At 66.4% G+C, this 13,787-nt stretch carries 12 protein-coding genes; 8 read left to right on the top strand and 4 right to left on the bottom strand.

The features are described 5' to 3' along the window. Together BFD71_RS19740 and BFD71_RS19745 are read left to right on the top strand one after the other, a co-directional pair. A partial coding sequence (locus BFD71_RS19740; RefSeq protein ID WP_141710737.1) for an SIP domain-containing protein occupies positions 1-165 on the top strand: 165 nt, incomplete at its 5' end. A 61-nt stretch (positions 166-226) separates the two neighbouring features. Next, positions 227-1,498, top strand: a complete 1,272-nt coding sequence (locus BFD71_RS19745; RefSeq protein WP_069266002.1) for an MFS transporter — start codon at positions 227-229, stop codon at positions 1,496-1,498. A gap of 194 nt (positions 1,499-1,692) precedes the next feature. On the opposite strand, the gene BFD71_RS19750 is transcribed toward BFD71_RS19745, so the two are convergent. Next, entirely contained in the window at positions 1,693-2,847 is a 1,155-nt protein-coding gene (locus tag BFD71_RS19750; RefSeq protein WP_069266003.1) for a porin, read from the bottom strand. A gap of 595 nt (positions 2,848-3,442) precedes the next feature. Here BFD71_RS19750 and dbpA point away from each other — a divergent pair. From dbpA to BFD71_RS19780, 6 genes are all read left to right on the top strand, one after another. Further along, entirely contained in the window at positions 3,443-4,849 is a 1,407-nt protein-coding gene (dbpA, locus tag BFD71_RS19755) for an ATP-dependent RNA helicase DbpA (RefSeq protein WP_069266004.1), read from the top strand. 95 nt (positions 4,850-4,944) lie between these two features. After that, positions 4,945-5,595 carry a DsbA family oxidoreductase gene (locus tag BFD71_RS19760; protein ID WP_069266005.1) on the top strand — a complete coding sequence of 217 codons (651 nt, stop codon included), beginning with the start codon at positions 4,945-4,947 and terminating at the stop codon, positions 5,593-5,595. Positions 5,596-5,759: 164 nt separating this feature from the next. Then, positions 5,760-6,470, top strand: coding sequence for a DUF3348 domain-containing protein (locus BFD71_RS19765; protein WP_069266006.1), 711 nt, complete (start codon positions 5,760-5,762; stop codon positions 6,468-6,470). Between the two features lie 22 nt (positions 6,471-6,492). Further along, entirely contained in the window at positions 6,493-9,111 is a 2,619-nt protein-coding gene (locus BFD71_RS19770; RefSeq protein WP_069266007.1) for a DUF802 domain-containing protein, read from the top strand. After that, complete coding sequence (locus BFD71_RS19775) at positions 9,108-9,755, top strand: OmpA family protein (RefSeq protein ID WP_069266008.1); 648 nt, start codon at positions 9,108-9,110, stop codon at positions 9,753-9,755. Before BFD71_RS19770 ends, BFD71_RS19775 begins: the two co-directional genes overlap by 4 nt. Beyond that, on the top strand, positions 9,745-10,392 hold the full coding sequence (locus BFD71_RS19780; protein ID WP_069266009.1) for a DUF2894 domain-containing protein: 648 nt from the start codon (positions 9,745-9,747) through the stop codon (positions 10,390-10,392). The genes BFD71_RS19775 and BFD71_RS19780 overlap by 11 nt, the downstream gene beginning before the upstream one ends. 5 nt (positions 10,393-10,397) lie before the next feature. On the opposite strand, the gene BFD71_RS19785 is transcribed toward BFD71_RS19780, so the two are convergent. The 3 genes from BFD71_RS19785 to BFD71_RS19795 all read right to left on the bottom strand — a co-directional run bounded on the left by BFD71_RS19785 (position 10,398) and on the right by BFD71_RS19795 (position 13,707). Continuing rightward, positions 10,398-11,519: a 3-deoxy-7-phosphoheptulonate synthase gene (locus tag BFD71_RS19785; protein ID WP_069266170.1), complete on the bottom strand. Its 1,122-nt coding sequence runs from the start codon at positions 11,517-11,519 to the stop codon at positions 10,398-10,400. A 180-nt stretch (positions 11,520-11,699) separates the two neighbouring features. After that, positions 11,700-12,707: a sterol desaturase family protein gene (locus tag BFD71_RS19790; RefSeq protein WP_069266010.1), complete on the bottom strand. Its 1,008-nt coding sequence runs from the start codon at positions 12,705-12,707 to the stop codon at positions 11,700-11,702. 13 nt (positions 12,708-12,720) lie between these two features. Next, positions 12,721-13,707, bottom strand: coding sequence for a YVTN family beta-propeller repeat protein (locus BFD71_RS19795; RefSeq protein WP_069266011.1), 987 nt, complete (start codon positions 13,705-13,707; stop codon positions 12,721-12,723). Positions 13,708-13,787: the final 80 nt, after the last annotated feature.

Here is a 13,787-nt window from a genome sequence, read left to right on the forward strand (position 1 = left end):
CTGCCGCCGGGCGAGGGCTACGTCTGGGCTGCCGGCGAAGCCTCGGCGATCCGCGCAGTGCGCGCGCATCTGTGCAACGAACGCGGCGTCGACAAGAAGCGCATTCGCGCTTGCGCCTACTGGCGCCGCGGCGCGCAGGGGGCCCACGAAACGATCGACGACTGATCGATCTCGCTGGCGCGGCAATACTGCCGCGCCTTTTTACGTTCAGGCTCGAAGCCAATACATGACCACTTCTCTCACATCGCTGCGCGAACGCACCCTGCTCTGGCTGCTGGCGCTCACGCAGTTCACCGTCATCATGGATTTCATGGTGATGATGCCGCTCGGACCGCAGATCATGCGCGCGTTCGCGATCACGCCCGCGGCGTTCGCGACGGCCGTTTCCGCGTATTCGCTCTGTTCGGGTCTATCAGGACTCCTTGCTGCGACGTATATCGACCGCTTCGATCGCCGCCGCCTGCTGCAAGCGACTTACGCGCTTTTCGCGTTTTCCAATCTCGCCTGCGCGCTCGCCACGAACTTTCATCTGCTGCTCGCCGCGCGTGCGTTCGCGGGTCTCACCGGCGGCGTGCTCGGCTCGATCGTGATGGCGATCGTGAGCGACGTGATTCCCGCGGCGCGGCGCGGCGCGGCCACGGGCATCATCATGACGGCATTCTCCATCGCCGCGATCGCGGGCGTGCCGGCCGGCGTGCTGCTCGGCGCGCATTACGGCTGGAGCGCGCCGTTCATGCTGCTCGTCGTGCTCTCGGTTGCGATCTGGCTCGCGGGCTCGCGCGTCGTGCCCTCGCTCACCGAGCACCTCGGCCAGCGCACGCCGCTCGCGCAAGTGCTGCCGAACCTCTGGCGACTGCTCACGCTGCCGCGTCACCTGAAGGCCTTTGCACTGACCTTCACGATGATGGCCGGCCATATGCTCGTGATCCCGTTCATCGCGCCGATGCTCGTCGGCAATCACGGCATCGCGCCGCAGCAGCTTTCGTGGCTCTATATGGCGGGCGGCGCGGCGACGTTCGTGACCTCGCGCGCGGTGGGCCGTCTCGCGGACCGCTACGGCAAGCGCCGCGTGTTCCGCGTGATGGCGCTCGTTTCGCTCGTGCCTGTGCTGTTCGTCACGCATATGCCCACGCTGCCTTTCCTCGCACTCGTGGCGTTCTTCGCCCTGTTCATGATCTCGATGTCGGGCCGCATGGTGCCGATGCAGGCATTGCTCACGACGATTCCCGAGCCCGCGCGGCGCGGCGCCTTCCTGAGCGCCAACAGCGCGGTGCAGGCGCTCGGCACCGGCATCGGCGCGTGGCTGGGCGGCCAGTGGCTCACGAATGGCGCGCACGGCGCGATCATCGGCTTCGGGCAGAACGGCTGGATCGCCGCAGCGCTCACGTGCGTGGCGGTGTTGTGGGTTTCGCGGGTGCGTGGGGCGTCGGAAGACGTGTCGAATGACGTCGCCGCAACTGTGAGCGCAGCACCGGCGGCTGCGGCTGCGAAATCCTGAGCCACAAAAGAAAACCGGTTCGCAGCCGTGATGCGCCTCATGAGCGCGTCACGCACCGCGAACCGGTCGTGCTTCAGGTAGAAAGCGGATGAAACCGCGGGCCTTGGGTAGCTTGCCCGCGTGCAGCGCGGGACCCGACCGGCCGATCGGGTGCCCGCGCTGCGTCACTCCGCGAGGGAGCGAGCCAACGATGCTTAGAAGCGGTGACGCAGACCCACCGTTGCGGCGACCTGGTTCTGCGAGGTCGACGGCGACAGCGTGTTGATCATCGCAACGTTCGCGCCAGCGTCGCCGAGTTCGCCCGAAGCGTGCTGATACACGGCGCCGGCGTAGACGTCGGTGCGCTTCGACAGCGAGTAGTCAGCCGTCAGCGAAACGGTGTGCCACTTCGGATCGCCCGAACCGTTCGAACCCGTGACCTTGCCGTCCGTGAACGTGTACGACGCGTTCAGGGCGAGAGCCGGCGTGAGTGCATAGGCGCCGTTCAACTCGAAGTTGTCGAGGTGCAGGTTCGTGCCCGTGGGGATCGAGAACGTCGTGCCGCCCTGACCGCCGGCGATCAGGTTCTGGTACTGCGTGTGCGTCCACACGAAGCCAACCGTTGCCGGGCCGTAGTTGTAGTTCGCGCCTGCGCCGAACGTGCGTTGCGTTTGAGCCGACAGGTTGAAGTTGTTGCCGTTCGATGCCGAGCTCGCGCCGTTCGTGTTACCGGTGCGCGTGTTGTTGATCTGCAGGTAGGCAGCCGAGAAGTTCAGCGGGCCGTTGCCGTACGATGCGCCTGCGCTCCATGCGCGGTTGTTCGCGAACTGGCCGGCGTCGTTGCTGAAGCCATACAGGCCGCCGAACTTGAAGCCCTGGTAGTTGACGCTCTGGTACTTGACCGAGTTCTTGATCGAGAACGAGTGGTCGAGGTTGTCGTTGTCGAACGGGTGAGCCGCGAGGTTGTTGCCGTAGCCGCTGCCGGTTGCCGAGAGCGGTGCCAGGTAGTCGACCATCGAGTCATACTGGCGGCCGAGCGTCAGCGTACCGAAGCGGTCGCTCTGCAAACCGACGAACGCCTGGCGGTTGAACATCGTGCCGCTCTCGGTGTCCTTGCCGTTGTTCAGGTTGAAGCCGTTTTCCAACGTGAAGATCGCATGCAGACCGCCGCCCAGGTCTTCGCTGCCCTTCAGGCCGAAGTACGTGTCGCCGACGGTGCCGCTACCCTGGTTCCATGCGGCGTGGCCGCCTGCATTGTTCGCGTAGACGATACCCGCATCCAGTGCGCCGTAGAGAGTAACGCTGCTTTGTGCGTGAGCGGAGGCTGCGAATGCGCCGAGGACGCCCGCGATAATCAAAGTATTCTTCATGACTTTCCTTATGACATTCAGACCGCGCTGACGCGGCTCCGGGTATTGGAGCCACACCGGCAATCCCGGGCGAAGTCTACGTGTCAAAGGCTTTAAATCGTCTTGGCAAACGCTGTAACAGTTATTTGCTAAATCTGGAAATATCGGAATAATAATCCGTAAGTCATTGTGGCGAATGGGAAATACGGAGTAATGCGCAGATCGGCCGGAATAGGCCGTGTGGCAAGGACGCGACGCCCGCTTCAGCGCGGAGATTCGATTATTGTGAAAAGTGGATTAATTCCAGGCGATTTCGCGAGATTAAAATCTTCGCGGCCGATGAAACTTTATGAGCACGATCATAGTCTTATCGCGCGCGTGCATTATTGCTATATACAGCGATTATTATTGCGCGAAATCGCGATTATCAAACCGATGATTTTCGGCGTCCTTTGAGGCGCTCGTGGGCGCCCCTCGCGCGGCACGCGCGCGGGCGCGAGCGCGCGCATCCGTTAAAATCCCGGAACGCGCGCGCACCGCGCGCGCACCACCCGCATCGACGCCACTTCTACCGAACGGCCGCGTCGCCCTCACCCGTCCGGCGCGAGACCCCGTCATGACAAACAAAGCCACTCCTACGCAAGCCCAGCCCTTCAGCGAGTTGCCGCTCGCACCCGCCACGCTCGAGAACCTCACGCGCCTCGGCTACGTCGACATGACGCCGATCCAGGCCGCGAGCCTGCCCATCGCCTTCGCAGGCCACGACCTGATCGCCCAGGCCAAGACCGGCAGCGGCAAAACGGCGGCGTTCTCGCTCGCGCTGCTCTCGCGCCTCGACCCGCGCCGTCAGGATGTGCAGGCCATGATCCTCTGCCCCACGCGCGAACTGGCCGACCAGGTCACGCAGGAAATCCGCCGCCTCGCGCGCGCGGAAGAGAACATCAAGGTGCTGACGCTGTGCGGCGGCACGCCCATGCGCCCGCAGGCGGCGAGCCTCGAACACGGCGCGCATATCGTCGTGGGCACGCCGGGCCGCATCATGGATCACCTGGAGCGCGGCAACCTCGCGCTCGGCGCGCTCAATACGCTCGTGCTCGACGAAGCCGACCGCATGCTCGACATGGGCTTTTTCGACGACATCGCCACCGTGGCGCGCCAATGCCCCAAGGAGCGCCAGACGCTGCTCTTCTCGGCGACCTACCCCGAAGGCATTACGAAGCTGAGCCAGCAATTCCTTCGGAACCCGAAGGAAGTCAAGCTCGAAGAGCACCACGACGACAGCAAGATCCGCCAGCGCTTCTATGAAGTCACGGAAGACGAGCGTCTGCACGCCGTGGGCATGCTGCTCAACCACTACCGCCCCGTGAGCACGCTCGCGTTCTGCAACACCAAGCAGCAATGCCGCGACCTGCTCGACGTGCTGCGCGCGCAGGGCTTTCACGCGCTCGCGCTGCATGGCGAGCTCGACCAGCGCGAGCGCGACCAGGTGCTGATCCAGTTCGCCAATCGCAGCTGCTCGGTGCTCGTGGCAACCGACGTGGCCGCGCGCGGCCTCGACATCGCGCAGCTGGAAGCCGTGATCAACGTGGACGTCACGCCCGACCCGGAGGTGTACGTGCACCGTATCGGCCGCACGGGCCGCGCCGACCAGGACGGCTGGGCGCTCAGCCTCGCGAGCATGGACGAGATGGGCCGCGTGGGCGGCATCGAGCAGGCGCTCAAGCGCGAAGTCGAGTGGAGCCCGCTCGCAGAACTGAAGCCCGCCAGCAACGAGCCGCTGTTGCCGCCGATGGAAACGCTGCAGATCCTTGGCGGCCGCAAGGAGAAGATCCGCCCCGGCGACGTGCTGGGCGCGCTCACCGGCGAAGCCGGCTTCAGCGGCTCGCAGATCGGCAAGATCAACGTGACAGACTTTTCGACCTACGTGGCCGTGGAGCGCAGCATCGCGCGCGACGCGCTGCGCAAGCTCAACGCGGGCAAGGTCAAGGGCAAGAAGGTCAAAGCCCGTATGATGGACGAATGAACTGACGAATCATCCGCGCCGGGTGCGCACGCTGCTTGCGCACCCCCGCTGCACCGCGCCTCAGTTGCCCGGCGTTCAACCGGATCAGGAAAGCCATGAAACAACCGCTCAGAATCGATTTCGTCTCCGACATCGCGTGCCCGTGGTGCGCAATCGGCCTCTCTTCGCTGAACCTCGCGCTCGAACGGCTGCGCGACACCGTCGATGCACAGATCGTCGTGCACCCCTTCGAACTGAATCCGCAGATGGGCCCGGGCGGCGAATCCGTGCTCGAGTATCTCGGCAAGAAGTACGGCCGAACGCCCGAGCAGATCGCCGAGACGCAGGACATGATCCGCGAGCGCGGCGCGAGCGTCGGCTTCACGTTCGGGCCGCGCGAGCGCATCTACAACACCTTCGACGCGCATCGTCTGCTGCACTGGGCCGGCATCGAAGGCAAGCAGCTGCCGCTCAAGCTCGCGCTGCTGCGCGCGTATCACGGCGAGGGCAAGGACACGAGCGACCACGCGGTGCTCGTCGCGGCGGCGCAGTCCGTGGGGCTCGACGCAGATAAAGCGCGTGCGGTCCTGGAAAGCGGCCAGTATGCCGACGAGGTGCATGCAGAAGAGCACGAATACCAGGCGGCCGGTGTCCAGTCCGTGCCGGCGATCGTCTTCAACCAGCAGTATCTGGTCAGCGGCGGCCAGCCCGTCGAAACCTTCGAGCAGGCGATCCAGCAGATCCTGGCCGAGAGCGCCAAGGCCTGAACCGCTCAGGCGCCTGAAGCCCCCGTGTGGCGCGGCCTCGCGCCCGCGGGCGCCGCGCTTTCACGGCCCGCTGCGCCATCACATTCAGACGCCCGGCAGACGGCCGATGCCGGCCGCCCCCTCGCGGGCGTGTAAACTAGCGGGTTTTTTGCCCAGGTGGAAAAGTGCTAGCCCCGCAGCGCCTCGCGTTGAGCGGCCCGACGCTCGTTCGCTTACTTGCCCGCTTCGGCGACGCCGAAGTGCCCGAATCCCGGCAATCGATCTCGGACCATCTGAGCCAGTGGCTCGGCTGGACGGACGCGATCGCGCTTTCGACGGCGCTGAGCGTCCAGACGCCGGGCGGCGAGCCAGCCACGCGTGTGGGCGCCACTGCCGAACAAAGCCAGAGCGAGCGCGTGCGCGCGACGCTGAGAAGGGCCATCGTGGGCGAAGGCGCGCCTGCGCGGCGCGACGGACGACGCACGCAGGCCGCCAGCCAGCCTGCCGATGTGGAAGCCGATTTCGCGGATTTCCGCCAGCGCTACCTCGCGCTGCAGCAGGCGATGGAGACTGACATCGCCACGCTGCGCGCCCGTCTGCGCGCCACGCTGGCCGCCCGTGCGCCTGCGCTCGCGCGCCTCGCGACGGTGGACGCCGTGATGGAACAGGCACTCGGCGCGCGCGAGCGCAGCCTGCTTGCCGGCGTGCCCGCGCTGCTCGGCGCGCATTTCGAGCGGCAGCGCGCAGCGGCCGCGTTGGAATCCGCCGGAGAAAGCGGCGCGCCTCACGCCTGGCTCGCCGGCTTTCGCAAAGATATGCAGAGCGTGTTGCTCGCCGAACTTGAGATTCGGTTTCAACCGGTGGAGGGGCTGCTTGCCGCCCTTCGCACCAGCTAACCCAAACGCTATGTCCCGAGCTATGTCCCGTTTTCGCATTGAACCTGTTGTCTTCGTCGTCGGTCTCGCTGCCGTGTGCTGGATCGGCGCCGGCTACGCGGTCACGAACCCGCTTGCGAGCGCCGTCACGCTGCTGATCGGCGCATGCTATGTCACGGGCGCCTGGGAGCTTTATCGCTTCCACCAGGCCACGACCACGCTCGCCCAGGCCATCGCGCAACTGAACACGCCGCCCGCGCGCCTCGCGGGCTGGCTCGACACGCTGCATCCGGGCCTGCGCAACGCCGTGCGCGCGCGTATCGAAGGCGAGCGCGTGGCCCTCCCGGGCCCGGCGCTCGCGCCCTACCTCACGGGCCTGCTCGTGCTGCTCGGCATGCTCGGCACGCTGCTCGGCATGGTCGTCACGCTCAAGGGCACGGGCGCGGCGCTGGAAAGCGCCACCGACCTCGACGCCATCCGCGCCTCGCTCGCCGCACCTGTGAACGGCCTCGGCTTCGCGTTCGGCACCTCGATCGCCGGTGTGGCCACCTCCGCCATGCTCGGCCTGCTCTCCGCGCTTTGCCGCCGTGACCGCATCGAAGCCGCGCAACAGCTCGACGTGAAGATCGCGACGACGCTGCGCGCCTTCTCGCCGGCCCATCAGCGCGAAGCCTCGTTCAAGCTGCTGCAGCGCCAGGCCGACGCCATGCCAGCGCTGGTCGACAAGCTGGGCGCGCTGATGACGCTGATCGAACACCAGGGCGCCGCGCAACACGAACAGCAGATCGCGACCCAACAGGCCTTCGCCGCGAACGCCGAAGCCGCCTGGAGCCGCCTCGCCGCTTCCGTGGGCCAGTCGCTCAAGTCGAGCGCCGCCGAAAGCGCACGCGCCGCGGGTGCGGCGCTGCAGCCCGTCGTCGAAGCGACTATGGCGGGCCTCGCGCGCGAATCGGCGTCGATGCAGGGCGCGCTCACGCAGGCCGTGCAGCAACAGCTCGAAGGGCTCGCGCGCGGCTTCGAGGCGTCGACGGCGAACGTGGCCGAGATCTGGAACCGCGCGCTCGCGCAGCACCGCGAGACCAACGAGGCGCTTGCCGCCGACCTGGGCGGCGCGCTGGAGCGCTTCAACGCAAGCTTCGAGCAACGCGCCTCGGGCCTGCTCGATGGCGTGTCGACGCGCTTCGAAAGTGCGTCCGGAACGATGTCGCAGGCATGGCAGGCGGCGCTCGAACAGCAAGAACGCGCCGGCGAGAAGCTCGCCGCAGGCAACCAGCAGGCGCTCGCGACGGCAGCGGCGGCGTTCGAGCAGCATTCGGCGTCGCTGCTGCGCGCGGTCGATGCATCCCATGCGGACCTGCAGACGAAGCTCGGCGCGCGCGACGAAGCGCGGCTCGCAAGCTGGGCCGAAGCGCTCGCGGCGATGGCCGCCACCTTGCGCACGGAGTGGGAAGCGACCAGCGCGGTTTCGGCGCAGCGTCAGCAGGAAATCTGCGCGACGCTCGCGCAAACCGCGAACGACATCGCCGCGCAAGCGCAGCAGCACGCCAGCAAGACGATCGCCGAAATCGATCGTTTGGTCGATGCCGCCTCGCAAGCGCCGAAGGCCGCAGCAAACCTGCACGCGGAAATTTCCGCGCGCGACGATCAGCGCATCGCAACATGGACCGCATCGCTCGCGGCGATGGCCGCCACGTTGCGCGCGGAGTGGGAAGCGACGAGCGCCGCCACCGCGCAACGTCAGCAGGAAATCTGCGCCACGCTCGCACAGACCGCGAACGAAATCGCTACGCAATCGCAGCAGCAGGCGAGCAAGACGATTGCCGAGATCGATCGTCTCGTCGATGCCGCCGCCGACGCGCCGAAGGCCGCAGCGAATCTGCACGCGGAAATCTCCTCGCGCGACGAGCAACGCCTTGAAGCATGGAGCGCGTCGCTTGCCGCAATGTCGGCTGCATTGCGCACGCAATGGGAAGCCACGAGCGCGGCCACCGCGCAGCGCCAGCAGGAAATCTGCGCAACGCTCGCCCAGGCCGCCAGCGACATCACCACGCAATCGCAGGCCCATAACGCCAGCACGATCGCCGAAATCGGCAGCCTCGTGCAGGCCGCATCGGCCGCGCCGCAGGCGGCAGCCGAAGTCATCGCCGAGCTACGCCAGAAACTGTCGGACAGCATGGTCCGCGACACCGCGATGCTCGACGAACGCAACCGCCTGCTCGCCACGCTCGAAACGCTGCTCGACGCCGTGAACCGCGCCTCCACCGAGCAGCGCTCGGCGATCGACGCGCTCGTCTCCACGTCGTCGGATCTGCTCGAGCGCGTGGGTGGCCAGTTCAGCGCGAGCGTCGAAGCCGGGAGCGGCAAGCTCGGCGCGATCGCCGCGCAGGTCAGCGGCAGCGCCGTGGAAGTGGCGAGCCTCGGCGATGCGTTCGGCGCGGCCGTGAGCGTGTTCGGCGAATCGAACGACAAGCTCGTGGCGCATCTGGAGCGCATCGAGGCGGCGCTCGACAAATCGCTCGCGCGCAGCGACGACCAGCTCGCCTACTATGTGGCGCAAGCGCGTGAGGTCATCGACCTGAGCATGCTGTCGCAGAAGCAGATCGTCGAGAACCTGCAGCAGCTCGCGAGCCAGCGCGCCGCAGCCGGAGCGGACGCGGCATGAACGACGAAATCGACGGCGGCGCGGCCCCCGCTGCGCCGGTCTGGCCCGCGTTCGCCGACCTGATGTCGGTGCTGCTGGGCGCGTTCCTGCTGATCCTCGTCGGTGTGGTCGGCATGCAGCTCGAACTGTCGAGCCGGCTCGCGAACGAGGTGAAACAGCGCAAGGCCGAAACCGAGCGCCGCAAGACGCTCGAAGAGGCGCTCGCGGGCCCGCTCGCGGCGGGGCGCGTGACGCTCGTGAACGGACGCATCGGCATTAGCGGCAGCGTGCTGTTCGCGCTGAACTCGGACCAGTTGACGCCGCAAGGCCACGATCTGCTCAAGAGCCTCGCCGGGCCGCTCACGGCGTATCTGAAGAGCCGCGACGAAATCCTGATGGTGAGCGGATTCGCCGACGACCAGCAGGTGCACGCAGGCAACCGCCGCTTCGCCGACAACTGGGAGCTTTCGGCCGAACGCGCGTTGACGGTCACGCGCTCGTTCATCGACGCGGGCGTTCCCGCGTCGTCGGTGTTCGCGGCTGCGTTCGGCTCCGAGCAGCCGGTGAGCGCCAACACGGATGAAGCCGGCCGCGCGAAGAACCGCCGCGTGGAGATTGCGCCGGTGCCGCGGCCGACCGTCGGCGAGGGCAAGCATGCTCAATGATGCGGGCCTGGAGGTCGAACGAACCGCTGCGCCCGCCGCCCGCGCGCTGCTCGACGCCTGGCGCGCACGCGGGGCGGATCAGCTCGACCCGGTGCGCTTTCACTTCATCGAGGCGCTGGAACGCCGCGCCGCCGCACACGCGGGTGAAGCGCGCCGGCTCCTCGACGCGCGACTCGCACAACTACTTAAAGCCTTTTCAGACGACCTCGCGCGCGAGACATCGAAAATCACGCACCAGTTCGACGGCGATGCGCCGAGAAGCGAGCTGGGCCGCCTCGTCGATTCGCTCACGCGTGCGGAACCCGCTCAACCGGCGACGCGCGTGCGGCACGAGCCGGACCCGGAACTGGTCGAATACTTCCGGCAAACGTGGCTGCGCGTGCGCTCCGAAAAGCAGTTGCGGCAGTCGCTGGACCAGGTGCCCAGAAACGCGGGGCCGCTCAATTCGAGCAGCCTCGTGCATCGCGCGCTCTCGCTGATGCGAGAAGTGTCGCCGGGCTATCTGCAGCAATTTCTCGCCTATGCCGATGCGCTTTCGTGGCTCGAGCAGCTGAATGCGAGTGTGGGAGTGGCGGCGCCGGTCAAGGAGGCGCCGCGAACAACGTCTGCGAAGAAAGGCTCGCGCAAGGGGCGATAACGCCCTCAGGCCGCCTTGCGCCGCTCCCGCACCGCCTGCGCCAGCCCATCGAGCACCGGCGCCGTCTGCGCCCAGCTGATGCACGCATCGGTGATCGACACGCCGTGCTTGAGCGGAACGCCCGGCTTCTGGTCCTGGCGCCCCTCTTCGAGATGGCTCTCGATCATCACGCCGACAATGCGCTTGTCGCCGCCCACCAACTGCTCGCCGATATCGCGCGCCACGTCGATCTGGCGCTGATGCGCCTTGTTCGAGTTCGCGTGCGAGCAGTCGATCATGACCTGCTCGCGCAGCCCCGCCTTCGCGAGCGCCGCGCAGCACGCCGCCACGGAAGCCGCGTCGTAGTTCGGCCCGCTCTTGCCGCCGCGCAGGATCACGTGGCAGTCGTCGTTGCCGCGCGTTTCGAAGATTGCGGCCATGCCCATCTTCGTCATGCCCATGAACGCATGGCTCGCGCGCGCCGCGACGATGGCGTCGGCGGCGACCTGCACGCCGCCGTCGGTGCCGTTCTTGAAGCCGATCGGGCACGAGAGGCCCGAGGCGAGCTGCCGGTGGCTCTGGCTTTCGGTCGTGCGCGCGCCGATCGCGCCCCACGCCACGAGGTCGGCAATGAATTGCGGGCTCAGCAGATCGAGGAATTCCGTGGCCGTGGGCAGGCCGAGCGCGTTGATGTCGAGCAGCAACTGGCGCGCGGCGCGCAGGCCCTCGTTGATGCGGAAGCTGCCGTCCAGACGCGGGTCGTTGATATAGCCCTTCCAGCCCACCGTGGTGCGCGGCTTCTCGAAGTACACGCGCATGACGATCAGCAGGTCGTCCTCGAGCGTATCGGCCTTCGCCTTGAGCAGCTTCGCGTATTCGATCGCCTGGTCGTGGTCGTGGATCGAGCACGGGCCCACCACCACCACGAGCCGGTCGTCGCGCTGCGCGAGCACTTCCGCGATCTCGCTGCGGCTCGTTTCGACGAGCGTTTGCGTCTCCTGAGGCACCGGCAGCTCGTCGAGCAGCAGCGCGGGCGAGATGAGCGGGCGCACGGCGCCGATGCGCGTGTCGTCGATGCGGGTCGTGTCCTGGGTGGCGTCGGCCACGCCGACTTCCTGGTCGTGCTGCGGATTGTCGATACGGCTCAAGATGTTCTCCGACTGCGCTTTTGACGCGCGCATCATGCATGTGTGGTGGACGAATGCGCGATTATCGCATCCGGCGCGCCGGTGGTATCCCGAAACAGCATGCCGATACGTCATCCTGAAACGAAACGAGGCGGCCCGAAGACCGCCTCGCACGAGGAACCGCAACGAACACCGCAACGCTCAGCGCGCCGCGTCCCCCATCGGATACCCCTTGCCCGCGAGGCGCCGCGCGATGCGCACGAGCGCGAACCACTGCTGCGCGAGCAGCCCTTCGCCATAGTTCGCGCCCCGGCCGTACGGCGCGGGCAACTGCTCGCGAATGCCGGTGGGCTCATGCTCCTTGTTCCACGACGCCGTGCGGAACATCACGTCCCACCACGGAAACAGCACGCCGAAGTTGCAGCCGTAGCGCGTGCCCTCGTGGCCATAGCCGATCGCATGATGGCGGCGATGAAACGCCGGGCTCACGACGATGCGCTCGAGCAGCCAGCCGAAGTCGAGCCGCGCGTTCACGTGCTGCACGCTCTGCATGAAGTTGCTCACGGCCACGAGCACGACGAACTGCGCGGGCGGCACGCCGATAAGGAGCGAGATGCCCGCAAAGAACGCGGCCTGCACGATATCGTCGAGGAAGTGATTGCGATCGTCGCACCACAGCGACATCTGCTGCTGGCTGTGATGCACGGCGTGCAGTTCCCACCACACGCCGAAGCGATGCTGCCACCGGTGATACCAGTAGCCCGCGAAATCGAGCACGACGAGATAGATGAGGAACGACACGATCGGCTTGTCGGTCACGCCGGGCCAGAGGCTATCCACTTCGATGTTCGGTATGTTGTGGATCGCCATCAGGCTCTGCCAGTGATTGAACACGGGCGTGAGCAGAAAGAAGAACGCGATGTTCAGAATGCCGAGTTTCGCGATCCACGTGTACCAGACGTCGGCGCGCAGCGCCCGGCGATCGCCCCAGTCTTCCGCGGGCCGCAGCGCTTCGAGCGGGCGCAGCAGCACATACGAGGCGCAGATCTGCAGCACGCCGACGATCACCCAGTAGAGCGCGTCATACGTGTCCTCGTCGTAGCCCATCAGGCCGACCTTGTAGAAGACCGGCTGCACCACGTCCACGTAGACGAGCGTCTGCAGCCACGAAACGAGGTTGTCGGCCTGCGAAATCAGCGTATCGAGCATCGAGACTCCTCAGTCAGTCCGGGTTCGGCGCGTACACCGGCGCGCTGTTCGCGAAGTAGATGCCATGCGGCGAGCGGCCCACCGCGATCGTGTCGATCAGCTTGCGCGTGTTCAGGTCGATGATGCCCACGTGCTTCGCGAAACGGAACGTCACCCATAGGTAACGCTTGTCCGCCGAAAGTTCCATGTCGTCGGGACCGGGGCGCAGGCCCGTGATGTCGGCGACTTTCGTGAGCGTCGTGTAGTCGAGAATGCTGATCGTGCTCTCGACGCGATTCGACACGGCAATATGTTTGCCATCGTCCAGATTGCGGAAGTTATGCGCCCCGCGGCCGGTCTGGATCTTTTTCACGACCGTGCGGTTGTGCCAGTCCACCACGGCCACGTTGTCCTCACCCGTCATGCCCACGAGCAGGTACTTGTCGCCCGGCGTCATCCACAGACCCGCGGGCGTGTTACCCACTTGCAGCTTCCAGAGCACCGTTTGCGTCGGCAGGTCGATGGCGGCCACTTCGCCCGTGTCCTGCAGCGTAACGAATGCCGTTTTGTTGTCTGAGGCGAACGTGATGTGGCTCGGCGTTTTCCCGAGCGGAATGCGCTTGGCGATCGTGAGGTTCTTGCCGTCGTAGTGATAGACGTCCACGCGGTCGAGTCGCAGGCCCGCGGTCACGAACCATTTACGGTCGGGCGAAAAGCCGAGCTGGTACGGGTCTTCGATCCCTTCCAGGCGGCTTTGCACCTGACCCGTATGCGGATCGAGGAACAGCAGGTCGTTCGACACCGAATCGGCGACGATGAGCGACTTGCCGTCGGGCGTGATCATCAGGTGGTGCGGTTCCTTGCCCGTGGGCTCGGTGCCGACCACGGTGCGGCTTGCCTGGTCGATGAGCGAGAGCTTCGCCTCGCCCGAGTCGAGCACGATGACCTTGTCGTCGGCGTGGGCGAGCGCGCCCCATGCGAGGCCGCTTATCAGCAGCGCAGTCGCGAACGGTTTCTTCATACGGACCGGTGTAAACGAAAAGATCGGGAATTCAGGCATTTCGTAAGGGAAAGAGAGCAGCGAAGGCGCGGCGCGCCGGT

Source organism: Paraburkholderia nodosa, from assembly GCF_001718195.1.
GTDB classification, from domain to species: Bacteria; Pseudomonadota; Gammaproteobacteria; order Burkholderiales; family Burkholderiaceae; genus Paraburkholderia; species Paraburkholderia nodosa_A.